This window comes from Sphaerisporangium sp. B11E5 (genome assembly GCF_039871875.1).
Classification (GTDB): domain Bacteria; phylum Actinomycetota; class Actinomycetes; order Streptosporangiales; family Streptosporangiaceae; genus Sphaerisporangium.
Map to the genome: position 1 here is coordinate 1 of NZ_JBDPMD010000019.1, position 24,746 is coordinate 24,746.

General features: G+C 69.2%; 22 protein-coding genes, 1 tRNA gene and 3 pseudogenes. 16 read left to right on the forward strand and 10 right to left on the reverse strand.

Going from position 1 to position 24,746, the window contains the following annotated elements:
* Nucleotides 1-779: 779 nt before the first annotated feature.
* The 4 genes from ABGB17_RS18480 (at nucleotide 780) to ABGB17_RS18495 (ending at nucleotide 2,756) form a co-directional block, all read left to right on the forward strand.
* On the forward strand, nucleotides 780-1,757 hold the full coding sequence (locus ABGB17_RS18480; RefSeq protein WP_347631066.1) for an ROK family protein: 978 nt from the start codon (nucleotides 780-782) through the stop codon (nucleotides 1,755-1,757).
* A gap of 21 nt (nucleotides 1,758-1,778) precedes the next feature.
* Nucleotides 1,779-1,850 (forward strand) — tRNA-Val (locus ABGB17_RS18485).
* Nucleotides 1,851-2,023: 173 nt separating this feature from the next.
* Nucleotides 2,024-2,401, forward strand: coding sequence for a hypothetical protein (locus tag ABGB17_RS18490; protein ID WP_347631279.1), 378 nt, complete (start codon nucleotides 2,024-2,026; stop codon nucleotides 2,399-2,401).
* A 10-nt stretch (nucleotides 2,402-2,411) separates the two neighbouring features.
* The gene (locus ABGB17_RS18495; protein ID WP_347631281.1) at nucleotides 2,412-2,756 is read left to right on the forward strand and encodes a tyrosine-type recombinase/integrase; all 345 of its coding nucleotides are present in this window, start codon (nucleotides 2,412-2,414) and stop codon (nucleotides 2,754-2,756) included.
* Nucleotides 2,757-2,931: 175 nt separating this feature from the next.
* Here ABGB17_RS18495 and ABGB17_RS18500 read toward each other — a convergent pair whose 3' ends face one another.
* The 3 genes from ABGB17_RS18500 to ABGB17_RS18510 form a co-directional block, all read right to left on the reverse strand.
* Complete coding sequence (locus ABGB17_RS18500) at nucleotides 2,932-3,375, reverse strand: hypothetical protein (protein WP_347631068.1); 444 nt, start codon at nucleotides 3,373-3,375, stop codon at nucleotides 2,932-2,934.
* Between the two features lie 436 nt (nucleotides 3,376-3,811).
* A complete protein-coding gene (locus ABGB17_RS18505; RefSeq protein WP_347631070.1) occupies nucleotides 3,812-4,288 on the reverse strand; it encodes an NUDIX domain-containing protein in 477 nt (158 codons plus the stop codon).
* 215 nt (nucleotides 4,289-4,503) lie between these two features.
* Entirely contained in the window at nucleotides 4,504-4,734 is a 231-nt protein-coding gene (locus ABGB17_RS18510) for a hypothetical protein (RefSeq protein ID WP_347631072.1), read from the reverse strand.
* A 257-nt stretch (nucleotides 4,735-4,991) separates the two neighbouring features.
* Between ABGB17_RS18510 and ABGB17_RS18515 the strand changes: the two are divergent.
* A pseudogene (locus ABGB17_RS18515) lies at nucleotides 4,992-5,760 on the forward strand (IS256 family transposase); the annotation flags it as partial.
* A gap of 9 nt (nucleotides 5,761-5,769) precedes the next feature.
* Here ABGB17_RS18515 and ABGB17_RS18520 read toward each other — a convergent pair.
* Nucleotides 5,770-7,452, reverse strand: a pseudogene (locus tag ABGB17_RS18520) (ISAzo13 family transposase); the annotation flags it as partial.
* Nucleotides 7,453-7,520: 68 nt separating this feature from the next.
* Here ABGB17_RS18520 and ABGB17_RS18525 point away from each other — a divergent pair.
* Together ABGB17_RS18525 and ABGB17_RS18530 are read left to right on the forward strand one after the other, a co-directional pair.
* Nucleotides 7,521-7,769 (forward strand): annotated as a pseudogene (locus ABGB17_RS18525) (transposase); the annotation flags it as partial.
* Nucleotides 7,770-8,195: 426 nt separating this feature from the next.
* Nucleotides 8,196-8,609, forward strand: coding sequence for a helix-turn-helix transcriptional regulator (locus ABGB17_RS18530; RefSeq protein WP_347631074.1), 414 nt, complete (start codon nucleotides 8,196-8,198; stop codon nucleotides 8,607-8,609).
* A gap of 902 nt (nucleotides 8,610-9,511) precedes the next feature.
* Here the strand turns inward: ABGB17_RS18530 and ABGB17_RS18535 are convergent.
* Nucleotides 9,512-9,826, reverse strand: a complete 315-nt coding sequence (locus ABGB17_RS18535; protein ID WP_347631076.1) for a hypothetical protein — start codon at nucleotides 9,824-9,826, stop codon at nucleotides 9,512-9,514.
* A gap of 495 nt (nucleotides 9,827-10,321) precedes the next feature.
* Here ABGB17_RS18535 and ABGB17_RS18540 point away from each other — a divergent pair, with 495 nt between their 5' ends.
* Both ABGB17_RS18540 and ABGB17_RS18545 read left to right on the forward strand, forming a co-directional pair.
* Nucleotides 10,322-10,960: an HD domain-containing protein gene (locus ABGB17_RS18540; RefSeq protein WP_347631078.1), complete on the forward strand. Its 639-nt coding sequence runs from the start codon at nucleotides 10,322-10,324 to the stop codon at nucleotides 10,958-10,960.
* A 64-nt stretch (nucleotides 10,961-11,024) separates the two neighbouring features.
* The gene (locus tag ABGB17_RS18545; protein WP_347631080.1) at nucleotides 11,025-11,903 is read left to right on the forward strand and encodes an NADP-dependent oxidoreductase; all 879 of its coding nucleotides are present in this window, start codon (nucleotides 11,025-11,027) and stop codon (nucleotides 11,901-11,903) included.
* Between the two features lie 68 nt (nucleotides 11,904-11,971).
* On the opposite strand, the gene ABGB17_RS18550 is transcribed toward ABGB17_RS18545, so the two are convergent.
* Together ABGB17_RS18550 and ABGB17_RS18555 are read right to left on the reverse strand one after the other, a co-directional pair.
* On the reverse strand, nucleotides 11,972-13,036 hold the full coding sequence (locus ABGB17_RS18550) for a hypothetical protein (protein ID WP_347631082.1): 1,065 nt from the start codon (nucleotides 13,034-13,036) through the stop codon (nucleotides 11,972-11,974).
* Nucleotides 13,037-13,162: 126 nt separating this feature from the next.
* On the reverse strand, nucleotides 13,163-14,104 hold the full coding sequence (locus tag ABGB17_RS18555) for an RNA polymerase sigma-70 factor (protein ID WP_347631084.1): 942 nt from the start codon (nucleotides 14,102-14,104) through the stop codon (nucleotides 13,163-13,165).
* A gap of 217 nt (nucleotides 14,105-14,321) precedes the next feature.
* On the opposite strand from ABGB17_RS18555, the gene ABGB17_RS18560 reads away from it, so the two are divergent.
* Together ABGB17_RS18560 and ABGB17_RS18565 are read left to right on the forward strand one after the other, a co-directional pair.
* The gene (locus ABGB17_RS18560; protein WP_347631086.1) at nucleotides 14,322-15,167 is read left to right on the forward strand and encodes an SDR family NAD(P)-dependent oxidoreductase; all 846 of its coding nucleotides are present in this window, start codon (nucleotides 14,322-14,324) and stop codon (nucleotides 15,165-15,167) included.
* 67 nt (nucleotides 15,168-15,234) lie between these two features.
* Nucleotides 15,235-16,449: an FAD-dependent oxidoreductase gene (locus ABGB17_RS18565; protein WP_347631089.1), complete on the forward strand. Its 1,215-nt coding sequence runs from the start codon at nucleotides 15,235-15,237 to the stop codon at nucleotides 16,447-16,449.
* A gap of 26 nt (nucleotides 16,450-16,475) precedes the next feature.
* Here ABGB17_RS18565 and ABGB17_RS18570 read toward each other — a convergent pair whose 3' ends face one another.
* Both ABGB17_RS18570 and ABGB17_RS18575 read right to left on the reverse strand, forming a co-directional pair.
* Complete coding sequence (locus tag ABGB17_RS18570) at nucleotides 16,476-16,688, reverse strand: hypothetical protein (protein WP_347631092.1); 213 nt, start codon at nucleotides 16,686-16,688, stop codon at nucleotides 16,476-16,478.
* A gap of 236 nt (nucleotides 16,689-16,924) precedes the next feature.
* On the reverse strand, nucleotides 16,925-17,749 hold the full coding sequence (locus tag ABGB17_RS18575) for an alpha/beta hydrolase (protein ID WP_347631096.1): 825 nt from the start codon (nucleotides 17,747-17,749) through the stop codon (nucleotides 16,925-16,927).
* Between the two features lie 417 nt (nucleotides 17,750-18,166).
* Between ABGB17_RS18575 and ABGB17_RS18580 the strand changes: the two genes are divergently transcribed.
* A complete protein-coding gene (locus ABGB17_RS18580; protein ID WP_347631098.1) occupies nucleotides 18,167-18,877 on the forward strand; it encodes an alpha/beta hydrolase in 711 nt (236 codons plus the stop codon).
* 39 nt (nucleotides 18,878-18,916) lie between these two features.
* Here ABGB17_RS18580 and ABGB17_RS18585 read toward each other — a convergent pair whose 3' ends face one another.
* The gene (locus tag ABGB17_RS18585; RefSeq protein WP_347631100.1) at nucleotides 18,917-19,384 is read right to left on the reverse strand and encodes a MarR family transcriptional regulator; all 468 of its coding nucleotides are present in this window, start codon (nucleotides 19,382-19,384) and stop codon (nucleotides 18,917-18,919) included.
* Between the two features lie 161 nt (nucleotides 19,385-19,545).
* Here ABGB17_RS18585 and ABGB17_RS18590 point away from each other — a divergent pair, with 161 nt between their 5' ends.
* The 4 genes from ABGB17_RS18590 (at nucleotide 19,546) to ABGB17_RS18605 (ending at nucleotide 24,744) form a co-directional block, all read left to right on the forward strand.
* The gene (locus ABGB17_RS18590) at nucleotides 19,546-22,287 is read left to right on the forward strand and encodes an AAA family ATPase (RefSeq protein WP_347631104.1); all 2,742 of its coding nucleotides are present in this window, start codon (nucleotides 19,546-19,548) and stop codon (nucleotides 22,285-22,287) included.
* A gap of 60 nt (nucleotides 22,288-22,347) precedes the next feature.
* Nucleotides 22,348-22,872, forward strand: a complete 525-nt coding sequence (locus ABGB17_RS18595) for a hypothetical protein (RefSeq protein ID WP_347631107.1) — start codon at nucleotides 22,348-22,350, stop codon at nucleotides 22,870-22,872.
* Nucleotides 22,873-23,086: 214 nt separating this feature from the next.
* On the forward strand, nucleotides 23,087-24,118 hold the full coding sequence (locus ABGB17_RS18600; protein WP_347631110.1) for a DUF559 domain-containing protein: 1,032 nt from the start codon (nucleotides 23,087-23,089) through the stop codon (nucleotides 24,116-24,118).
* Nucleotides 24,118-24,744: a hypothetical protein gene (locus ABGB17_RS18605; protein ID WP_347631112.1), complete on the forward strand. Its 627-nt coding sequence runs from the start codon at nucleotides 24,118-24,120 to the stop codon at nucleotides 24,742-24,744. Before ABGB17_RS18600 ends, ABGB17_RS18605 begins: the two co-directional genes overlap by 1 nt.
* Nucleotides 24,745-24,746 lie beyond the last annotated feature (2 nt).

Sequence of the window (24,746 nt, forward strand, 5' to 3'; positions counted from 1 at the left end):
CCCACCACCACCGCCCTCCCGCACCTCCCCACCACCGTCCTACGAGCGCACCCACCTGAACACGTCCCCCATGAGGGTGCCCGCCTGGACGCCCCGCACGCGGAGTCCGCGCTGGACGTGCCCCTCAGGGGGAGTGCGCGCTGGACGTGCCTCTCACGGGGAGCCCGCGTGGGACGCGCCGCTCACGGTGAATCCGCGCTGGACGGGCCCTCACGGGGAGTGCGCGTTGGATACGCCTTTCACGGGGAGTCCGTGTTGGACGCGCCGCTCACGGTGAATCCGCGCTGGACGGGCCCTCACGGGGAGTGCGCGTTGGATACGCCTTCACGAGGAGTCCGTGTTGGACGCGCCCCTCACGGTAATCCGCGCTGGATACGCCTACGGGGTCCATGGACACGCCCTCACGGGGATGACCGCCTCGACGCGCCCTCTGTGAGGGTGCCCGCCTGGACAACTGCCCCTTGGACACGCCCCACGGGGGTGCCCGTGCCGGACACGCCCCCACGGCGTGCCGCCTCGACGAGTGCCCGTGAGCCCGCTCGTGGTCCCCGTCGATCCCGGCCGTGTTTCCCGGCGCCGGTACGGCGGATCCACCTACGGCGAATGCGGCGCCTTCGTACGGCGGTCAGCCGGTGAGGGACCGGGCTCTGGAGCGGTTTTGACGTGCGCGAGTCCTGTCCGCGACACTGCGCGGGACAGCACACGCGACGCGCGGCGAAGAGGAGAAGGACTTCGGTGCACCGCTCCACCCACTGCGGCATCCCCGGCGAGGCGGACGCATGACCACCTATGTCGTGGCCCTGGACGTCGGCGGCACCTCCATGAAGGGCGGCCTGGTGACCGCCGCCGGCGAGATCCTCCTCACCGGCCGCCGCCCCACCCCGCGCGACGAAGGCCCCCACAAGGTCGTCGACACGATCCGCGCGTTCGTCGCGGAACTCGCCGAAGCGGGCCAGGGCACCCCGGCCGCCGTCGGCGTCGTCGTCCCCGGCCCGGTCGCCGACAACACCGCCGTCTACTCCTCGAACATCGGCTGGCGCGACGTCCCCGCCGCCGACTTCAGCCCCCTCGGCGTCCCGGTGACCCTCGGCCACGACGTCCGCACCGCCGGCCTGGCGGAGAGCGTGCTCGGCGCCGCCCGCTCCCAGCAGGACTTCCTCTTCCTCTCCATCGGCACCGGCATAGCCGGCGCCATGATCCTCCACGGCGACCCCTACCCCGGCGCCACCGGCTGGAGCGGCGAGATCGGCCACATCCCCGTCTTCCCCACCGGCGAACGCTGCGCCTGCGGCCAGACCGGCTGCCTGGAAACCTACGCCTCCGCCGCCTCGATAGCCCGCCGCTACACCGAATCCCTCACCAGAGCCAGCTCCATCACCCCCCCCCCCCCCCCCCCCGCCCCCCCCACCGACGAGGACGTGATCGCCCGCGCCCTACGCGGCGACCCCCAAGCCGCCGAAGTCTGGGACGACGCCCTGGAAGCCCTCTCCCTGTCCCTCGCGACCTACACCCTCCTCCTGGACCCCACGTCCATAGTTCTAGGCGGCGGCCTCTCCGAAGCCGGCCCCACCCTCAGCACCCCCCTCTCAGAACGCCTCCAGCGAAAACTCACCTGGCGCGAGTCCCCCCCGATCCACCACACCCACCTAGGCACCAACGCCGGCATGCTGGGCGCCGCCCTCCTCGCCTGGCGATCAACACAAACTCCCCTCCCCACCTGGCCACTCGATGTGCCCACCCCCCCGCCTGTACCGTAAGGTTGTGGTCCACCCAAGAAGGGGCGCTTAGCTCAGCGGTAGAGCACTCGCCTTACAAGCGAGGGGTCACTGGTTCGAACCCAGTAGCGCCCACAAATGGCCACTGACCTGCGTAAACGGTCGGGGGCTTTCTCGTTCCTACGGCGCTACGTCGCTCAGTGACCACTCGCCTTACCTGTCGGCTCGTCTAGGGTGCCGTCCATGGCTCCCCTCACTGACTACGCTGTGAAGTCGTTCGGCCCAGAGATCTCGTCCTCCGGCGGGCACTGCGGTCGGAGAACAAGAGCGACAACACTGTCCGGATCTACACCGACGCCGCCGAGCGGTTCGCGAACTGGCTCACCGACTGGCAGGGCGACGACGACTCCGGGCCAGTCGAAGCCTGGCAGGACGTGACGCGCCACCATATCCAGGCATGGATCATCGGTCTCCTGGAGAGCCGAAGTGCCGGTTACGCCAACAACCAGTTCCGCGCCATCCAGCAGTTCTGGAAGTGGTGGGCCGCGGATGAGGACCTGCCAAACCCGGTGCTCGGCTTGAAGCCTCCAACGGTCCCGGAGCAGCCGGTCGACGTGCTGCGTAAGGAGCAAGCTGGGGGCGCTACTGAAGAACTGTCAGGGCCGGGACTTCCTCAACCGGCGTGACCTCGCGATCATCTACATCTTCATGGACTCGGGTATCCGGCGGGCCGAGCTGGTGGCTCTCACGGTGAACGACGTCGACCTGGATCTGCGGGAGATCCAGGTCCTGGGCAAAGGCAGACGGCACCGCGTCGTGACGATCGGCCGGCGGGCGGTTGTGGCCGTGGATCGATACCTGCGCGACCGGGTCCGGCAGAAGTGGGGCGACCGGCCGGAGTTGTGGCTGGCTGACAAGAACAAGGGCGTTCTGACCCACTGGGGTGTGAGGGAGATGCTGGAGCGCCGCGGCAGGGCCGTCGGTATCCCGAACCTGCACCCCTCTTGCCCAGGCGGAGGACGACAGGCCGCTGATGCTTAACTTCGGCGAGGCCGAACAGATGGCTGACGCCCTGGTCGCTTCCCTCGACGCCATGGGGCTGGTACTTGCCGCGCGCTGCGCCTGCGGACAGCCTTTCGGTGCGTGCTCCGACTGCGGGAAGCCCCGCTGCTGGCACTGCAACCCCCGGGCCCGACAGTTCCTGCCGGCCGCCGGTTCAGCAATATTCGGCACCGGTCTGCCGCAGGAATTCCTCCTCCGGTTCTGGAGTCCCCTTTCCAATCACGTTCACCACCGTGGCGGTGCCTGCGAGATCCTCTGGTATCTGGTCCAGCGTGAACGCGGAACCCACCACGAGATCGCTCGCCAGCGTCGCGCTGACGTCGAGGTTGGACGGCAACGGCGACGCCAGCGGGATCTCCTGCTCCGCGAACCCTTGAGTGTTCCCGAGAACGATCTTCTTCATGTCCGGCCGAGCCGGCCGCGACACCTTCCATACAGGCTGTTCGGTCTCGTGGTCCACCGCCGCGAACGAGGAGATAGCCTCGCCCGTGCAGAGCGGAATCACGAACCTGAGTTGCCCGTCGTCCGCGCGCCCGATTCCGATCGGACGCGGCAACCGGTCCCCCAGCGGCGGCGTGCACGCCACGAGCAGCAGCACGCACGCCGGAAGCAGGAGTAACCTGGATGACCATCGGCGCGGTCGGAAATCCTTCTTTCCAGTCATGAGAGCCCATCAACAGTCGTAGGTCTTGCCCTTTTTGTCAGCCTGCTGTTCATAGATGTTCTCGCACGGGTCGCCCGCGTGCTCAATCTGCTCCCAAACATCGTCCCTGTCCCTTCGGCTGCGCTACGGACCATGTGTGAGCCAACTCGATCTGCTCGCCCACTGCCGGTGGACAATGTCCGGTCGGTTCGCGTCGCTGGACGGACGTTGAAGTTACGCTTGTCGGTGTTCGACACGTACTGGCGACATCGCCGAGTCCGCGCCCATCGGGCCCTCCGCCGAGGCATACGACGGCGGACGGTGGGTCGGTCGCGACGGCGCGGCATCCATCTGGACGGGCGTGGGCCGACCGCTCCCTCACTGCGGGTAGTCACGAGGCCGCGAGGCGGAGACTGCGCAGCACCCATGGCGGGCAGTCCGGGTCGGCCTCGGCTTCGGCGAGGCTGAGCCATACCAAGCCCGCCACCTCCTCGGCCGACGCGACCACTGGCCTGGCGTCGGGCGGTAGCGTGGCCGAGAAGACCACGTTGACCACGGGATCGCCGTCGTCGGTGACGAAGAAGCCGCTCGCCACGTAGCCGAGCCGCACTCCCGACATGTCCACGCCGATCTCCTCGCCGACCTCCCGGCGCGCGGTTTGCTCCAACACAGCTTCCCCCGCGCCCTCGGCCTCGACCTTGCCGCCGACGCCGGCGAGGGCCCCGGGAGCGTGCGCCTCGTGCGCGCCGCGTCTGATGAGCAGCCAGCGGCCGTCGCGCTGGAGGAAGACTTCGACGTTCACCACGAAGGCCGGCCGGCCTCCCCTGGTCAGGCAAGCGGCCATGCCGGGTGTGCCGGTGCTCGTCATGCTCCAGCACTCTACGCGGCCCAAGGCTGCCTAGGCTCCGGGCTTGTCAGACCGAGTGACCGTTGCCGTCGAGTACCTCGCGGCGATATTTGCGGCCAGTGGTCTCGCGAGACACCTACCCGGCGCACACGTCGAAGGATTCCCACCAGATCGTCTCCCCGGGCGATCCGAAGGGCCTGCTCCCGGGCGCATAGATTGTTTCCCGCCACATCCCCTCAGGGCAGTCTTCGCTCGGTGGTCCTGGCTCCCTTGAGGACCACGTTCACCCTGCTCGCCTTGCGGGCCCATCGGCCCCGTTCTGTCGAATGCCCCAATGCGGCTCGCCATGATGAATCCACGAGCAGCGCTATTGTCGCTCCGACGATCCCGCCAAGTATGGCGGCGCGGTTGATGGCGGCTTTGATCGCTTCCGCATCCAGACCAGCAGGTGTCGTCTTGGTGCTCATCGTGAGTCTCCTCGGGATCGTGAGTCCCCCGAGTCCCTGGTGTGACGCCTGGTGCAGGTGTGCGGTTGACCTATCTGGTCCGCTAATCAGCGTCCGAGGGCCGTAGCGAGTTCTCCTCCCGGCGACTCGTGGGGGTTGCGTCCACGGAGGTGGTGTACGAGTTTCCGCTGGTAGTCAGCGTGGCGTCGTGAAATGAGAACGGCCATCGCGTGATCCTTCGAGTGCGAAGACCAAGATCGAAGGAGAGAAGCGATGCCGTGGATGACAGTGTGGACCCCGCGGGCTGGTTGGCGGAGCAGATCGAGTCCGGGGATCCGGATCTGTTGCGATCCATGGTGAAGACCATGGCCGAGACGTTGATGTCGGCCGAGGCCGACGGCCTGTGCGGCGCGGGATACGGACAGCGCAGCAATGAGCGGAACAACCGGCGTAACGGCTACCGGATGCGGGAGTGGGACACCCGGGCCGGCACCGTGGAGCTGGCGATCCCCAAGCTGCGCCAGGGGTCGTATTTCCCCGACTGGCTGCTGGAGCGTCGTCGCCGGGCCGAGCAGGCGCTGATCAGTGTGGTGGCCACCAGCTACCTGCTGGGCGTGTCGACCAGGCGGGTGGACAAGCTGGTGGAACAGCTGGGCATCAAGCACATCTCCAAAGCCAGGTCTCCCAGATGGCAGGGGTGCTGGACGAGCAGGTGGACGCCTTTCGCACGCGCGCCCTGGACGCCGGCCCGTACACCTTCCTGTGGCTGGACGCGCTCACCCAGAAGGTGCGGGAGGTGGACGGACGATAAACGTGCACGTGCTGGTCGCCACCGCGGTCAACGCCGACGGCCGCCGCGAGATCCTCGGCCTGGAGGTGTCCTCGGCCGAGGACGGCGCCGGGTGGCTGACCTTCCTGCGCGGCCTGGTCGCCCGCGGCTTGTCCGGCGTCCAGCTGGTCATCTCCGATGCGCACACCGGCCTGGTCACCGCGGTCGCCGCCGCCCTTCCAGGAGCCGCCTGGCAGCGGTGCCGCACTCACTGGAGTCGTCAAGAATCAAGGTGTCGATTGTGTGACACGTGGGATGTCGTCGTGCGGTGTGATGGCGTTCAGGAGCGCGTCGGCGCTGGAGTATCTGGTTGCGGATCGGATGACGGCGTAGCCGGTCTCCTCCAGCAGCGGGCGGACCCAGATCTTGGCGTTGCCGATAGTGCGTCGGCTCACTTGAAACAGTTCGGCGACGACCTGCCAGGTGCAGACTTTGCGCATGCCGAGGATGACCGCCAGGACGCGCTCGGCGTCGGTGATTTTCTCCTGGAAGATGCCTGCGCGGGCGCCGGCCTGCCGGTCACCGCCGCGCTGGCGATGCTTGCGCTGCTCGGCCTCGGCTGCCTGCCGCAGCGACAGCCGCTCGATCAGTGCGGCCAGTTCTGGGCGGCTCATCCCGGTCAGTGCCGGATCTGCGAGCAGCGCCAGCCGGTTGGGTCGTGTCGGGACGGTGTTGCTGTCCAGGAAGTCGCGGAGCGCACCGGCGCTGGTGAAGCGCAGCACGGTGGGTTCGATCTTGAGTTTGCGCGCGGCCAGGAGCTTGCCGGTCTCGGTGACCGCCTGACCGATCGAGGGCTGGCTGATCTCGAGCATCTCCGAAAGGACGCGCTGGGAGCAGATCTGGCGGAGATAAACGATGGCGATCAGGACCTTGTCGGCGGCGGTGAGCAAGGGGCGTCCGTGGTTGGCCTTGGCCTGTCGGCGTGGGCCACCACGGATTTCGAAGTTGCGCTGCTCGGCCAGGGCCGCCTGATCCCAGGCCAAAGACGCGGCCAGCTCGTTCAGCTCTTGTGGGCTCATCCTGGTCAGCCGGGGATCGGCCAGGGCGTGCAGGCTTTGGGACCGGATGCGCGCCCGGTCGTCGCATAGGGGCAGGTGCGGGTTGCCGTCTGCCGGGCCGATCGTGTAGTTCCAGGCGCCGCGCTCGGGATGCGGGACGATCGGCAGCATGCTCATCCGCTCGGCGGACACTGACACGCCCAGCGGGTAGGCGTTGGTGTCCAGCTCGGCCGCGACGGTCAGCCCGGTGCGGGTGCGGGTCGCAGCGATGCTGTTGACCACGACCTCGTGGCTGGTCAGGGGCCTGCCGCGCCAGTTCATGGTGATGTGCGAGAACAGCCGGTGCTCTATCTTGTTCCACTTGCTGGTGCCGGGCGGAAAGTGGCAGACGGTCACCGCCAGCCCGGTCTGGGCGGCGAAGTCGGCCAGCTCAGCCTTCCATAACCGGTAGCGATAGCTGTTGGAGCCCCCGCAGTCCGCCGTGATCAGCAGCCGGTTCGCGTTCGGGTAGTCCAGGCTGCCGCGGCCGCGCCACCAGCGCCGTATCGACTCCACCGCGAACGCCGAGGCGTCGTGATCGATCCCGACGTTCACCCAGCCCGTGTCATTGACCAAGTCGTAGACCCCGTACGGGATCGCGTGCGGCACGTCCGGGCCGGTGAAGAAGAAACTGTGGTCCTCGACCCGAACCGGATCGCCCTTGGGCCGCCACTGCCGGCCGGCGTTCGGCAGATCGCCCAGATGCTCCTTCTTCTTCGTGTCCACGCTGATCACCGGCTCACCGTCCGCCTGATGGGCCTTGACCTGCTCATTGATGTAACGGAATTGCGCGTCCCGGTCCGGGTGCTGCTTGCCTTCCAGCGTCTTGGCATTGGCCTGCAGACTGAAGCCTTGTCTTTTCAACAGCCGGCCCGCCGCCACCACCTCGAAAAGCTCCAAACCGCAGCAGCAGCCTGACCGCCAGAATTCGCCAACAGTGTCAGATCTGGTCGAACAACCCCCAGGAACGGCTGAACAAGGAGATCCGCCGCCGCACCGACGTGGTCGGCATCTTCCCCGACCGAGCCGCAATCATCCGCCTGGTCGGCGCGGTCCTGGCCGAGCAGACCGACGAATGGACCGAAGCCCGCCGCTACATGGGCCCCGACATCCTGGCCAAGACCCGGCTCCGCGTCATTCCCGGCGACACACCACAACCAAACCCGATCCCACAAACACTCACCGCTTAACCTGCAGAAACAGGATCACGCGGAGATCAACTCATACACCATTCCGCTGGACGTGACCCCACTGGGCGGGTACAGGACGGCAACCTGTACGCCCTCGAACCATCGCCCTAGCGCCAGCGAAGCCGCCAGGGACCTACTGAGCCGCGTTATCTTCGTCGGCGAGGTTTGCTTGACGTGGGGAGGCTACCGCAGCGTGCCAAGGATCACCCTGACGCCCACCATGCGGTGTCCGAGTACGCTCGCCGTCGCAGGAACCAGGGAGGAGCGCCGATGACTCGACGCTTATCGTGCGAGCGTTGCACCTGAAGCCCTGGCGAACGATTGTGGCCGAGAGGACCACCCGCACTGCCCTGCCTGAGGGCATCGCGTGTACCGGCACACGTCCGAGGAGATCAACCCGCCGGTAGCCGTACCTGAGGAGGAGCATTGAGAGACGAGATGTCCGGGCCTGCTGCGGCGTTCGCCCAGCGGGTGGAACGCGAACGAGTCAACAAGGGCCTGTCCAAGACGGTGCTTGTCGAGCGGGCCGGGATCGGCCGTATGACCCTGGACCGGCTCGGCACCCAGACAAGAGAGCCACGCCCTTCAACGGTGATTGGTCTGGCGGACGCGCTGGACATCGACCACGACGAGGCGTTCGAACTCGCCGGGCTGGCTACTCGTGCCGAGCGCCAGCACGAGGCTTCGGACCCGTCCAGTTTGGCGGAGGTGCTCGGCCGGCGGATGCCTGACGTTGACGAGGAAATCCTCGCCCGTGTGGTACTCAACTTGGCGGACATCATGCGGGAAGTCGCCGAGGAGTTGTTCGACCGCGCGAAGAAGGGACGGGAGGAAGCGTGAGCACCGCCTCGGCGGCTCCGGGCGGGGTGGCTAGCCGGCCCCGGAGCCGGCGCGGCGGCATGCGACCGCCGCGTGGTCTGAAATCACCCCGGTGCCGACCAGGTCGTTTACGCAAGCCCAGAAGCCATAGCCGTGTGGCGCAGCGCCCACTTGGCACGCCAGGGTGCGAGGGCCGGTGATGGCGTAACCCCGGGCAATGAGGGCCTCGCGACAGGACCAAACATCAGCCTGGGCAGGTGTGGTCGTCACCAGGCTGAGGGCTGCTGCCGTGAGCAGAGCGGCGGCCAGAGCGAGAAACAGCTTGACGGTCCTCACGTGATCGCTTCCTTCGCAATAGGGCAGATGTGCTTCACAATGTCCGTACGTTTCGGAGCTGTACAGGGCCTGTGTATGACCAGAAGCGGCCACTGGAGGTGGGGATGGATGAACGTCCACGCCTGCCGCACCCCCTGTGACTCGGTGTCTTCCAGGTCCGAGACGACGTGGGAGGGAAGACCGAGGATGAGGATCCAGAACAGCGGCCCGGGCGTGGCCGGCGGGCGGCGGGCCGTAGCCAGGTGGCCCGTATGCTGAAGGCTGCTGCGGGCCGTTCTGGTACGTCACTTGGCGGGGACTCCGGGTAGGCGGGGATACGGACGACTCGCATTACGCCCGCGGCACGCCGTGGGGTTACCGTGAGCCAGCGGGTACGACCGGATCGTTAGCGATCGAGCGTCCCGGATGGAGATCGTTTGGTGAGCACTCGCTTTAGCGTTTTCGCTCCGATCCAAGCTGGTAAAAGGCAGGCGGCTACGTCGTTCACCGCCGTTCGCCTCACAAGTGAGGGGTCACTGGTTCGAATCCAGTAGTGCCCACTAACCAAACAGGGCGGCGACAGCGAAAGCCGACCTGAGGGTCCTCGACTACTGCCAGCCGTGCCGAGGCGGGTACGCCGGTCCATGTACGGGGATTGTGCGAGTGACGCGCCATCCGATGAACGTCACGGGAATGGCCACCAGGAGCCATAGGCCGAACGTGAACACGACGATCCACGAGTGCAGGAAAAGCCACAGGAACACGTGGACCAGGCACGTCACAATGTTGAAGCCGCGTTCGGTGATCTGCGTCATCTGGACGGGGGCATACCCGTAGCCCTGTGGCACCGGAGCATGAGGCGGCTGGTACGGGACCGGCATGTTGCCCTGCCGGGAGGGGTCGTAGCCGTACGGGTGGGACATGAGTTCTCCACGTTTCTGGGGTGACGAATAAGACGCCGGCTTTGTTGCCGCGGTTGCCATGTCGTGGCCGTCCTGTCCGAATCCGGACACACCCCATTCCTCGCTTGATCGTGCCGCCCGTCGGTGTCACCTCCGTCCTGCCAGCGGCCTGGCGAACCGAGATGGCAGCAAGGCGAGCAACGGAGCTGTATCTGCCCGGCGCCTCAACGGTGGGACTCGCGGGGCGTGCCGGCTCGCGATCGACTGCCGCCTGCTGGAGGTACAGCGCTCGACGATCTTTTACCCTGTCGCGGAGGAGTGGGACCGGCCGCCGGGACGCTGCATGTACACCACCAAGGCGCGGGGGATGGCGCGTGCCAGGTGGGGTCCGTGGTCCTCTGTTTGTATATGAGGGATTCTTGGCCGGATGAAGGCGGCGGCGTACGCGGCTCGTGGGCAGCATGAAGTCGGGCATGGGGTTCGCGGCAGGTGCGGTTTCCCAGGAGGGCAGAGGTCATGTCAGAGGTCATCGCGGGGCTGGGGATTCCTGAGACGGCGGCGGTCGTCGAAGCGACCAGGCTTGTCCGGGAGACGGTCAGTCCTCTCATCTATCACCACTCGCGGCGGGTCTTTCTCTTCGGTCTGATTCACGCTCGTGAGCTGGGGGTAAAGCCGGATGCGGAGTTGCTCTACTTGGCGGCTATGTTCCACGACGTCGGTCTCGTGGCTCCGTTTTCCGATGTTGAGCAGCGCTTTGAGCTCGATGGTGCCGACCATGCGCGTAAGTTCGTTCTGGAGCGGGGGTTCTCGGCGGCGGCTGCCGAGACCGTCTGGACGGCGATCGCGTTGCACACCACGCCGGGCATTCCCGGGCGGATGGCTCCGGAGATCGCGGCCACCTACCTCGGTGTGTTGACCGATGTGCTGGGTTACGGGCTGGAGGAGCTGGAACAGGACCGGCTTGAGGAGATTCTTGCTGTTCATCCGCGGGGGGACTTCAAGAACGAGTTTTTGCGTGCTTACGTCGACGGGCTCAAGAACCGTCCCGAGACCACGATCGGCACGGTGAACTCCGACGTGCTGGAGCATTTCGTCCCTGGTTTCCGGCGTACCACGATGGTGGAGCGCATCGTCGGCTCGCCCTGGCCGAGCTGATCGGATGCGAGCGATCACTGTGCGGGACCGTGACGCGGGTGTCGGCGGCCTTGTCCTGACCGACATGCCTTATCCCCATGCGGCGGAGAACGACGTCATCGTGCGTGTGCACGCCGCGGGCTTCACTCCCGGGGAGCTCGACTGGCCGGGAACGTGGTGCGATCGGGCCGGGCGTGACCGGACACCGAGCATTCCCGGGCACGAGCTGTCCGGCGTCGTGGCTGAGCTCGGCTACGGAACCACCGGGCTCACCGTGGGGCAGCGGGTGTTCGGGCTGACCGACTGGGCCCGCAACGGATCCCTGGCCGAGTACACGGCGGTGGAGGCTCGCAACCTGGCCCCGCTCGCGGCCGACGTCGACCACACGGTGGCCGCCGCGCTGCCCGTTTCCGGGCTGACCGCATGGCAGGGGCTGTTCGACCACGGTCACCTGGCGACCGGTCAGACCGTCCTTGTTCACGGCGCCGCGGGTGGCGTCGGCTCGATCGCCGTGCAGCTCGCGCGGGAGGCGGGTGCCCGCGTGATCGGCACCGGCCGGGCCGGCGACCGTGATGTCGTGCTCGGCCTCGGCGCGCGGACCTTCCTCGACCTGGACGCCGGTGATCTGCGGCACGCCGGTGAGGTGGACGTGGTGTTCGACGTCATCGGCGGCGACATCCTCCAGCGATCGGCCGGGCTGGTACGCCCGGGCGGCACTCTCGTCAGCATCGCCATGCCGCCTACGGTGCAGCCCGAGGGCGGGCGGGCCGTCTTCTTCGTCGTCGAACCCGACCGGGCCCGGCTGGCCGACCTCGCGCGGCGTCTGCGGGCCGGGCGGCTCAGGCCCGTCGTCGGTGCCGTGCGACCGCTTGCCGAAACGGCTTCCGCGTTCGCCCGCCGCCGGCGCACGCCTGGAAAAACGATCATTCAGGTCGCGGACGAACACGAAGCGCAGCACCCGTGATCGAACTAGGGGGCGCCGCGAATGGGGCCGGTCCGTTGCACCGACATCTGCCGGCCCATCGCTTCTGGTCAGCGTGTCGGGGTGGCGGACGTCGTGGAGGTGGGTGATGCGGGCGCCCCCGCGGATCGCGCGGCGACGGTGGTGGCGCGGCGCGCGCGCAGGCCGCCGGTCAGGCACAGCACGACACCGAGCAGGAGCCACGTGACCAGGACGATGACCGAGTGGGTGGTGCCGCGGCCGTCGAAGAACGCGGTGGAGCGCAGCAACTGGCCGCCTGCTCCGGGGGGCAGCAGTTGGCCGAGGTCGCCGGACCAGCCGGGCAGCATTTCGGGTGCGGTCGCGGTACCTGACAGGGGATTGCCGATGAGCAGCATGGTGACGGCGCCGAGACCGAAGCCTGTGTACCCGAGCAGTGCCTCCAGCCCGAGGATGCTCAGGGAGGTGGCCGCGATGGTCAGGGCGACGGCGCCGCTGTTGGCCCAGTAGGCGCCGTTGAGCGAGCCGAGCCAGAACTGCAGGATCGCTGCCACCGTCAGGCCGCCGGTGATCGCGAAGGCGAGCGCTCCGGTGACCCGGCGGGCCGTGCCGCGGACGAGTCTGGTCAGCAGCAGCGCGGCGAGCAGGCCACCCATGACCAGGGGCAGGGCTCCGGCGGCCAGCCCGGCGCCGCGCGGGTCGCCGGCCGGCAGGGCGACGAGGTCGCGGACGGCGACCGCCGGGCTGGTGCCCTGCGCCTTCGCCTGGCTGAGCGCGGCCGCGACGCTGTGCAGGGTCTGCGCGACCGCTGGGCTAGCGGCGGAGGCCGTGATGACCTGCGGGGTGCCGGAGCTGACGTCGATCGCCCCGTACACCTTTCGGTCGCGGATCAGCCGTTCGGCGGCCGCGGTGCCGGCGACCTCGGTGATCTCGAAGCCGCCCGCCAGGCGCCGGCCGAGAGCGGTGCTGACCGGTGCGACCGCGGCGGCCGGCCCGGCGACGGCGATCGGCACATCGTGGACCGACGAGCGCACCGACGGCCAGGCGAAGGCGGTGAGCAGCACGGCGATGATCACCGTGAGCAGGACGACCGCCCCGGCCACCGCCGGCCAGGGGGACGGTGCCGTGCCGGCGGCCTGTGGGGCCTGTATGGCCATGTTCACTCCTCGAAGACAACGTGCGGGTGAGGGACGTGGTGACGGGCGGGCCGGTACGCCTGTGTGCCGATGAGCGGATGCTCCGCGCTGTCGAGATGTCGTGGTCAAGGCGCGGCGGCTGAAGGGTCACTTCAGCGTGAGTGGGGTCTCGGATGCGATGCGGGTCAGCTTCCGCGGGTCGCGGACGTAGTACAGGCCGGTGATGCGGGCGTCCTCGACCCGGACCGCCATGACGCCGTCGATCTCGCCGTCCACGCGGAGAACCAGCGCCGGGTTGCCGTTGACCACGGTGGGCTCGCCGGTGAGCGCGACTCGGGCCTTGCCGAGGCCGCTGACGATCATGCGGGCCACCTTGCCGGCGCCGGTGATCGGCCGCGGCGCGGTCTGCTTGACGCCGCCGCCGTCGCTCACCAGGACGACCTCAGGGGCGAGCACGTCAAGCAGACCCTGCAGATCCCTGGTTTCGAGCGCGCGCCGGAAGGACTCCACAGCCGCCCGTGCCTGGCTCGGGGAGACCACCTCGCGAGGCCGCCGGGCATCGACGTGCCGGCGGGCCCGGTGCGCGATCTGGCGTACGGTCACCTGGGTCTTGCCGACGGCGGCCGCGATCTCCTCGTAGCCGATGTCGAAGACCTCGCGCAGCACGAACACGGCCCGCTCGGTCGGCGACAGCGTCTCCAGGACGAGCATCAGCGCCATCGACACACTTTCGGCCAGCTCGATGTCCTCGGCCACGTCCGGCGCGGTGAGCAGCGGCTCGGGCAGCCACGGGCCGACGTACGCCTCCTTGCGGCGCTTCACGGCGCGCAGCCGGTCCAGCGAGCGCCGGGTGACGATCCGCACCAGGTAGGCGCGCCGGTCGGACACCTGCTCAAGGTCGACCTTGATCCACCGCAGCCAGGTCTCCTGCAGTGCGTCCTCGGCGTCGGCCGCCGAGCCGAGCATCTCGTAGGCGACTGTGAACAGCAGGGTGCGGTGGACGAGGAACGCCTCGGTGGCCGGGTCCATCGGCCCGCCACCAGCCGTCGGCTCGTCCGCGCCCGCCGTCGCGTCCCTGCGCTCGTTCATGCCTGGCTCCTGCCTGTCCACCCGTGATTCCTGCTCCATGCACAAGGCGCCGGCACCTGCCGCCGTGTGACACCCGTAAGCGGTGACACACGTCACATGACCGCTCTGTCACAAAGCTCGGGGCCCGAACGCCGCATGGTCGTCAGGATGCCGCGCGACCGATCCGCGCAGAACTTCGCGCGGCGACCGCCACCGCACAAGGAACGGAAAAGACATCATGAGCAAGGTCTGGTTCGTCACCGGTTCGTCTCGCGGCCTGGGCCGCAACTTCGTCGAGGCGGCCCTGTCACGTGGCGACAAGGTGGCCGCCACCGCACGGACCGCCGCGAGCCTTGACGAGCTGGTCGCCGCCTACGGCGAGGCGGTGTTTCCGCTGGAGCTGGACGTGACCGACAGGGCCGCCGTCTTCGGGACCGTGAAGCGGGCCAGGGAGCACTTCGGCCGTCTCGACGTCATCGTGAACAACGCCGGTTACGCCCAGGTCGGCGCGATCGAGGAGACGACCGAGCAGGAGCTGCGCGACCAACTGGAGACCAACCTGTTCGGCGCGGTCTGGGTGATCCAGGCCGCGCTGCCCCACCTGCGCGAGCAGCGCGGCGGCCACATCATCCAGCTGTCCTCGGCGGCCGGGCTCATGGCGTTCCCGCTCAGCGGCGCTTACAGCGCCTCCAAGTGGGCCCTGGAAGCCCTGAACGAATCCCTGGCCCACGAGGTCGCCGGCTTCGGCATCAAGGTGACCGTGATCGAACCCGGCGGCTTCGCCACCCGGTCCGGCCAGAACCCCGACCCCCTCGACAACGGCCACATGGCCGAGCCCGACCCGGTCTACGACGGCCTTCGCCGGCGCATCGCCGCGTTCGCGGGACAGCAGCCCGCCGGCGACCCGGCCGCCGCGGCCCAGGCACTCCTCAAGATCGTCGACTTCGACGACCCGCCCCTGCGGGTGCTCTTCGGGCAGGGTTTCTACCCGATGCTCCAGCAGGTCTACGCCGACCGGCTCAAGACCTGGGCCGACTGGCAGGACCTTGCCGCGGAGGCCCACGGCGATCAAGAAAATCGGTGACCCAGGGCCGAGTCAACTCACCGAGAGCAAGCGAACCGCCAGCAAGCCAACCGGACAGGAGTCACACATGAAGCACCGCATCCTCATCCTCGGCGCCGGCTACGCCGGGGCCTACGTGGCCGGGAACCTGGCCCGCCGGCTGTCCCCGAAGGACACCGAGATCACCGTGGTCAACGCCGTGCCGGACTTCGTCCAGCGAATGCGGCTGCACCAGCTCGCGGCCAGCCGGGACGTCGAGGCTCCGGACCTCGCCGATGTCTTCGCGGGCACGGGGATACGGCTGCGCGTGGCCCGGGTCGTCGCCGTGGACCCCGAGCGCCGGGTCGTCGCCGTGGCCGACGGCGGCGAGCTCGGCTACGACACGCTTGTCTACGCGCTCGGCAGCCACGGTGACGTCGAAGGTGTCCCCGGCGTGGCCGAGCACGCCTTCGACGTCGCCGCCCGGCCCTCGGCGCTGCGCCTGCGCGAGCGCCTGGACAGCCTGGACAGCCTGGGCAGACTGAGCGAGGGCGGGAGTGTGCTGGTCGTCGGCGATGGGTTGACCGGCATCGAGACCGCCACCGAGATCGCCGAGTCGCGGCCCGGCCTGGCGGTGACGCTGATCGCCCGCGGCGAGCTGGGCGCCCGGCTCTCCGCCGGTGCCCGCGTCCACCTGCGCCGGGCCTGCGGCCGGCTGGGGGTCACCGTCCTGGAGCACACCAGCGTCGAAGCCGTCGAAGCGACGCGGGTGCTGTGCGCCGGCGGCACCGCCCTGGCGTCGGACGCGACCGTGTGGACGGCCGGGTTCGCGGTCGGCCCCGTCGCCGCCGCCGGCGGACTGGAGGTCACCCGGGACGGGCAGATCGTCGTCGATCGCACCATGCGGTCGGTCTCGCACCCGAACGTCTACGCCGTCGGTGACAGCGTCTACGCCGTCGGCGACAACGGCAGGCCGCTGCCGATGTCCTGCGCTTCGGCCGGCTACACCGGCCGGCAGGCCATCGAGGCGATCGTGGGACGCCTGACCGGCCGCACGATCGCCCACACCAAGCTGGTCTACACGTACAACCACATCAGCCTCGGGCGGCGGGACGGGATCCTGCAGACGGTCGACGGCGAAGGGCGGGCAAAGCCGACATACAAGGGGGGCCGGCAGCCCGCGCAGATCAAGGCGGGCATCCTGAGGATGGCGCTGTGGGCCACCTCGCACCCCACCTACGGCATGCCCAGACGCAAGCGCCGCTTGGCCGCCGCCCCGGACACGACCGTCGAGAAGCGGTCGCGTGTCTCCACAAGATCGTGAGGCGCCGATCCTGCCCGCGAACCGGGTCAGACCATCGGGTTGCCGCCGGCTGTCCGGTCATCCGGGACGTACGGCTGGACGACGTCCCAGTGCTCGGCGATGCGGCCGTTCTCGAAACGGAAGATGCCGACGATCGCCGCGTCGCCGTCAGGGATCCAGCCGCCGGCCCGGCTGTGCGCGATGACGTGGTCACCGTCCTGGAAGATCCGTACCGGGTTCCAGCGGAAGCGACCGCCCATGTCTTGCCCACGAGCTGTGCCGGCATCCCTGCTCTCCTCACGGAGGGTCGCGTACTGACGACAGACATGCTCGGCGAAACCGGACCCGGTCAGTGTCCGTCAAACGACGGTCGCGCTGACGGCCCTACCGGCCGGCATCACGAAGAGACGGCGACGGCGGGGAGCCGGGCGGTGTCCAGGCACCCGGCTTCCCCGGCGCTGCCGGACCCGGCAGGCGCGGATGACGGTTCGCCGTGTCAGGATCGGAAGAACTCCAGCAGGTCGGCGTTGACGGTGTCGGCGTGGGTGGTGGGCATGCCGTGCGGGAAGCCCGTGTACGTCTTCAGCGTGCCGTTCGGCAGGAGCTTGGCGGACAACGGAGCGGAGTCCTGGTACGGCACGATCTGGTCGTCGTCGCCGTGCATGACCAGCACCGGCACGTTGATCTTCTTCAGGTCCTGGGTGAAGTCGGTCTGCGAGAACGCCACGATGCCGTCGTAATGGGCCTTGGCGCTGCCCATCATGCCCTGGCGCCACCAGTTCTGGATGATCGCCTCGGACGGCTCCGCGCCCGGCCGGTTGAAGCCGTAGAACGGGCCGGACGGCAGCGCCCGGTAGAACTCCGACCGGTTCGCGGCCAGTTGCGCCTGCAGGTCATCGAAGACGCTCTTGGGCAGGCCGCCGGGGTTGGCCTCGGTTCGCACCATGATCGGCGGGATGGCGGCGATGATCGCCGCCTTGGCGACGCGCGCACCCCCGTGCCGGGCGAGGTAGCGCACCACCTCGCCGCCGCCGGTGGAGTGGCCGACATGGATGGCGTCGCCCAGGTCGAGGTGAGTGGTGACCGCGGCCAGGTCGTCGGCGTAGTGGTCCAGGTCGTGACCGTCCGCCACCTGCGCCGACCGGCCGTGACCGCGGCGGTCGTGAGCGATGACACGGTAACCGTGACGCAGGAAGAACAGCATCTGGTTGTCCCAGTCGTCGGAGGACAGCGGCCACCCGTGGCTGAACACGACGGGCTGACCGGAACCCCAGTCCTTGTAGAAGATCTCCGTGCCGTCGTCGGTGGTGATGTAGGGCATGGTCGTGCTCCGTTTCTCGGTGTGCGTGCGGGGGAGGGTCAGGTGCCGGCCGTAACCCGGCGTCCTTCGGCCCGCGGACGGCGCGCGACCGGGCCCCCGCCGGACTCCGCGAAGGCGCCGTCAACCAGCACGGCCGCACGCTTGGTGTGCTCAGACATGGCTTCTTCCCCCGTGAGGATGAGTTCCCGTTCGGGCGGGCGCGGACCATCCTTCGCGGAAAACCCTCGGCCAGCGCCCGTCAGATGACTGGCAGGACGGCGGGGGTGACGTCGCGGAGCGTCGCCGATGAGGGCCGTCACCGGTGGCCGTCCGGCGGTGCCCGTCATCCGCCCGGTCATCTGACGGGCACTGACCGGGGGGTGTCCGCGAAGGATGGTCCGCGTCGGCACGAACGAACTCGACCTCACGGAGGAAGTCATGTCTGAGAACAGCAAGCCCGCGGTCGTCCTGGTTCACGGCGCGTTCGCGGAGTCCGGCGGGTGGGGCCCGGTCGCGCAGCGTCTGCTGGTCCGCGGGCACCGGGTGATCGCGGCGGCCAACCCGCTGCGGTCGGTCGCGTACGACGCGGCGCAGGTCCGCGCGCTGGTGGACTCGATCGAAGGCCGGGTGGTCCTGGTCGGTCACTCCTACGGCGGCATGGTGATCAGCAAGGCCGCCGCCGGCGCCACCAACGTCACATCCCTGGTGTACGTCGCCGGTTTCGCCCCGGAAGAGGGGGACAGCGCCGTCACCCTGTCCGGCAAGTACCCCGGCAGCACCCTCGCCGAGACACTACGGCCGGTCGTCCTGCCCGACGGCAACCAGGACATGTACGTCGCCCAGGAGCTCTACCGTCAGCAGTTCGCCGCCGACGTCCCCGAGGAGACCACCCGGATCATGGCCGCCACCCAGCGGCCGATCACCCTGGCCGCGCTGAACGAGCCGGCCGAGGGCGAGCAGGCCTGGCAGACGCTCCCGAGTTTCTTCCTGATCGCCGAGGCCGACAAGAACATCCCGGCCGCCGCCCACCACTTCATGGCCGAGCGCGCCGACGGCGAAGCCGTCAGCGTCGACGGCGCCTCCCACGCCGTGTTCGCCTCCCACCCGGACCGGGTCGCCGACCTCGTCCTCCGCGCGGCCGACGCCTGATGTCCGCGTGGCGCGCCGGATCCTCCGGGCGGGCCTGTCTCATGGCTCCCGGTCGAGGTTCCTTGTGATGATCTCGGCGATGGCGCGCATCTGCTTGATCTCGTCGGTGGTCAGGCCGGCCAGGACCGTCTCGCGGGCGTACACCTCCTGCAGCGGCAGCACCCGGTGCACCAGGTCCAGGCCCTGCTGAGTGAGCACGGCCTGGTAGGCACGCCCCTTGGCGGGGGTGTCCTCACGGCGCAGCAGGCCGGCGGACTCCAAGCGGTTGAGCGCGTGCGAGAGCCGGCTCTTGTGGAAGCGCAGCGCCCGGCTCAGTTTCGTCAGGCCCATCGTGTGACCGGGCGCGCCGCCGAGCAGGGCGAGGATCTTGAAGTGGCTGTGCGGGATGCCGGCGTCCTGTTGTGTCTGACGCTCCAGTTCGGCTTCGACCAGGTGGGCGAGGATCACCAGCGACTGCCAGTCTTCCCGTTCCTCCTGGGTGAACAGGAACGGCATCGGTTCGGACACCCTGGCATTATCCCTTACCGAGGCTTGCCGGACCGGGGAGAACCTGTAGTAAGTTGAACTCGCAACTCACGAGGGCGACCGCCCACCCGGTCTTCTGGCGGTAGGCCGGGCGGCATCCCCGCCGCTGTTCCGCGACCGCCGCACTTCGGGAGGTCCGGGCGGTGGAACTGATCGGCCGCGACGATGACGTCACTTCGATCCGGGACTACTTCGAGAAGGCCGGCGTCCGCGGCGGCGCCCTGCTGATCGCCGGCGAGGCCGGGGTCGGCAAGACCGCGGTGCTCGACGAGTACGCGGCCGCCGAGGCCGGACGCGGCACCCGGGTGCTCCGGGCCGCGGGAGTGCAGTTCGAGGCGGAGGTCGACCACTCCACACTCAACCAGTTGCTGTTCCCGCTCGGCGACGCCATGGCTCCGCTCGGTGACGCCCACCGTAGCGCGCTGCGCTGCGCGCTCGGCTTCGAGATCGGCCCGGTACCCGATCGGCTCGTCGTGTCGAACGCGGCGGTGCTGTGGCTGCGGGCCGTCGCCGCCGAAGCCCCGCTTCTGGTCGTCGTCGACGACCTGCACTGGGTCGATCGGGCCAGTGCGGAGGTGCTCGGCTTCGTCGCCCGCCGCCTGGTCGGCAGCCCGATCGTGTTTCTGGGGGCGTGCCGTTCCTCCGAGCGTGGCTTCTTCTCCGACGGCGGGCTCACGGAGTGGACGTTGTCGCCGCTGTCCGCCGTCGCCGCCCGGGTGTTGGTCGAGCGCCGCTTCCCAGGGCTGGCACCGGCCGTACGCCGGCGGCTGCTCGCCGAGGCGGCCGGCAACCCGCTCGCGTTGCTGGAACTGCCCTCCGCCCTGGACGGCGACCAGCGTACGGACTTCACCGCGCTGCCCGCGGTGCTGCCGTTGACCGAGCGGCTGCAATCCATGTTCGCCTCCCGGATCCGCGGCCTGCCGGAGCGTTGCCGGCTGATGATGCTGCTGGGCGCGCTCGGCGGCACGATCGAGGTGGCACGCCTGCGGGCCGCCGGCGGCGGCACCTGCGACTTGGGAGACCTGAGGCCGGCCGAGGACGCTCGCCTGGTGCAGCTCAGCGCCAACCGCCTGGCCTTCCGGCACCCGCTGATCGGGGCGGCGGTGGTCACGGCGTCCCTGGATCGGGAACGGCGCTGGGCACATGGCGCGCTGGCCGCGGCCATCGACGCCCCGGAGCGGCGCGTCCGGCATCTCGCCGAATCCGCGGTCGGGCCGGACGAGGAGATCGCCGCCCAGCTCGAGGACACCGCGCAGACGCTCCTGCGGCAGGGCGACGCGATCGGCGCGGTCTCCGCACTGACCCGCGCCGCCGAGCTCAGCCCGGAGGCGGCCGGCCGGAGCCGCCGGCTCGCCGCGGCCGCGTACATCGGGGCGGAGGCCGGCGGCGAGATGGCCACCGCGACCCGGCTGCTCGGCGACGCGCGCCGCAGCGGGTCGCTGGAGACCCACTCGCTGCTCGCCGCGGCCGCCGCCGCCCATCTGCTGATCAACTCCGGCGGCGACGTGGCCACCGCGTATCGCCTGCTGGTGGCGGCCATCGAGGCCGGCGATCACGGGTATGACGCCGGCAACCCCGGATTGATCGAGGCGATGTACTCGCTGCAACTGATCAGCTGGTGGGTGGGCACCGAGGAGTCCGGGCAGACCGCGCGTACGCTGGTCGATCGGCTGGCCCCGGAGCCGCCGCCGTTGCTGCGGGTGTACGCGGGAGTGTTCCCCGACCCGGCCCGGGCCACGGCCCAGGACGTCGCCGAGCTCGACACGCTGATCGACTCGGTCGGTGTCGACGAGGACCCCACCCGGCTGGTCAGGATCGGCACCGCCGCGCTGTTCGCCGACCGTCTGTCCCGGCTCCGTGGCCCGGAACGGCACCTCGCGCAGATGAGCCGGGAAGGCAAGGGCCCGGCCCGCCGCCATCTCGGCGCGCTCATCCACCTGGCGATCGACGCGTTCCTCACGGGCCGCTGGGACCAGGCATGGGAGCTGGCTGACGAGGGTGTCGCGGTCAGCACCGAGCACGGGTTCCGGTTCTTCCGCTGGTACTTCGACTGGGTGCACGCCCTCGTCGCCGCCGGGCGTGGACAGGTCGAGGCCGCCCGGCAACTGACCGACGACATGGTCCGGTGGGCGGTCGCGCACCAGGCCACCGGGGTGTCGTACTTCGCGTGGCAGGCACGGACGCTCAACGACCTCGCCGCGGGGGACCATGAGGCCGCGTACCGGACCGCCACCCGGATCAGCCCGGCGGGACACCTCGCGCCGTACCGGCCGACCGCGATGTGGGCCGGCCTGGACCTGGTCGAGGCCGCTCTGCACACCGGGCGTCGCGCCGAGATGGCGGCACACGTGAAAGCGCTGCACTCGGCCGGCATCGCCGCGCTGTCACCTCGGCTGGAGATGCTGACCGCGGCCGCGGCGGCACTGGCGGCGGACGACGCGTGCGCGCGTGCACGGTTCGAGGCGGCGCTGTCCGTGCCCGACCCGGATCGGTGGCCGTTCGAGTCGGCTCGGGTGCGCCTGGCGTACGGGGAACGGTTGCGCCGGCTGCGCGACACGAGCGCGGCCCGTGAGCAACTCGCCATCGCCCACGACGCGTTCTTCCTGCTGGGTGCCGCCCCGTGGCGCGACCGGGCGGCCAACGAGCTGCGGGCGACCGGGATCACGCGGCAGTCGCCGTTCGACGCCGCCTCGGCGCTGACCCCGCAGGAGCGCGAGATCGCCGAGCTGGCCGGGGGCGGCCTCACCAACAAGCAGATCGGGCAGAAGATGTTCATCTCGCACCGCACGGTCGCCGACCACCTTCACAAGGTCTTCCCCAAGCTCGGGATCAGCTCACGGGCGGCTCTCCGGGACGCGCTCACCGCGTACGACCGAAGGGCGTGACCGGGCACGACAGTCATGTGACTGATGCTGTGCCGTACCGCGAACGCCAGTCTTGACGGTATGAGCGCAGAACCGCACCCCGGGGTCCACTGGCCGCCCGGCTGGGGACCGGATCGTTGCGACAGCTTCGTCAGCCATGAGCGCCGGATGGCGGCGCCGTCCGGCGCGGTCTTCGCTCATCTGGTCGCGGTCGAGGCATGGCCGAAGTGGCAGCGCGGCGTGGAGCGCACGGACGTCGCCGGCGACCTCGTCGTCGGCAGCGGTTTCGTGGTCGTCACAAGGCCGCACGTCCTCGACGGAATAGTGGGTGAGCTGGTCTGGCCGAGCCGCTTCGGCTGGGCCGCGATCAGCGACGGCCTGAGCTTCTACCAGACGTGGCTGCTGCTCGACGAGCCCGGCGGCGGCACCCTGACGATCGTCCAGGAAGCGTCCCGCGGGCCGTCCGCTCTGGTCAGAGCGACCGCCCGGGCCGAACTGATCCGCAGTTGGGTGGACGCCCTGCCGTCAGGCGGTGCCGGGGACGAGCACGGCCAGGCGGCCGCCCGCCGTGACGCCGGCCTGCGCTTTCCGCGTACTACGCCGTAAGTGCGGTCAAGCGGTGACCCTGGACCTCAATGGTGATGTGAAGGGCTGTCGGGATGACCGTTTGGATGGTTTTGTAACGTCGAAATAGGCGCAATCTCGGGAATTGCTACGCGTCTAGTGTTCTGCCCTATACCCTGCGCGAGGTCACGTTTCACAAAAGCAGCCATATGGAGCCGGTGTGGCATGGTCGTGGGGGGATCTCCCGGTCGGGAGGGTGCTTCGCCTTGCCGGGGTCGATTCCGACATCGACGCCAATGTGATGGAATTGTTGTTGGATCCCTTACCTGAGACCGGCCCCGCCGTCATCACCCACACCGCGGCTGAAGGTGAATCGGTCTCAGAGTGGGTGGAATCCATCCTCCGCGATCTGGAAACACTGGCCATCGGGCTTTTCCCGGCTTGGCTCCCCGGAGGGGACAGGCTTTCCGGCCCCGGTGGTGGCGGAGTGGCGGCGGCGAGGATCCTCGCGCTGCGCCTGGCGTCGGGCAGCCGTCATTTCGGACCGTTCCTGGCCGACCTCGCCGCCCGGGCCGTCCGGCACCGCGGCCCGCTGGTCTACGGGCAGCGCGGTCCGGAGGGACGATCGTTCCCCGCGGAGTCGCGGGCCGCCGGTCTGGCCCGGGTCATCGCGTCCGCGTTCGGCCGCGAATCGGCGGCGCTGGTCATCTATGTGCCGGAGAAGCCCACCTCCCGTGGCGAGACAATTCTGGTCGCCGGATGCGAGTGGCTGGCGCACCGCAGCGGCATGGGGGTCTGGCTCGTCGGCCCCGAACTGCGCCGCGTCGAAACCCTCCACCTGAAGGTGCCCACGGCGGTCAGGAGACTGGCAGAAGAGATGACGGCACCGCCGCACACCGCGACGGTGGGGGTGCCGCCGATCGCCGGGAAGCCGCACGCGGGGAGTGCGGTCGAGCAGGCGATGGAGGCGGCCCTCGCGGAATGCGACTGGGCCCATGGCCGGACGTGGAATCAGACATATCAGTCCACGGATCCGTTGTCCGCGGTGATCCGCACAGATCTGATGTGGGTCGCGGAGAAGTGTGTCGTGGAACTCGACGGCCCCGAACACGAGACGTCCGCCCAGATGGAGCGCGACCGGATCCGTGACCGGCACTTGGAACGTTCCGGGTTCACGGTACTGCGATTCACCAACCAGCAGGTGATGGCCGACCTGCGGGTGGTTCTGCGGCACATAGAGGAATTCCTCCGGGGGAGACGCCTCGGAACGAGCGAAGGAGCAGGCTGATGCCCGAAGAACGACTCACGTACCGGCAGGTCGCGGCTCTGCTCGTCCTGCGGGAACTCGGGACCGCGGTGGCCCACAAGGAACTGAAAGAGGAGTGGGGCCTGGAGCTCGACGCCAAGAACCGCGCGGGACTCATCGACGCCAAGTTGATCGAGTCGGAGAGCAGAGCCAATCGAGCCCTGTGGTACACGATCACACCGGCCGGTGAGGATCGCGCGATCGAGGAGGTGCGCATGGGAATCCCCGTGTCCTCCCGCTCGGGCAAGGCACTGGCTCTTCTGTACCTGCGGTCCCTCGTGACGCCCAGAGTGGCGATCCCCGTCGTCGAGGAACCCGTGCAGGTGCCGGTCACCGCGATGTCGCCGGAGGAAGTGGAGAGCCGGATCCGCGAGGCCTACGCGAAGATCACGCCTGGTGCCGGCCGATGGGCCGCGATGACCAACCTGCGAGCGCTCCTGACGGACATCGACCGCGATCTCCAGGACGACGTTCTGCGCGCCATGCTGCTGGCAGGCAGTGTGGACATCGAGCCCGTTGCGATCTCGAGTGACCTGAAGCCCGAAGATCATGCCGCCGCGATCATCATCGGCAGCAAGCCCAACCATCAGTTCCGCGTCGGAGCGTGACG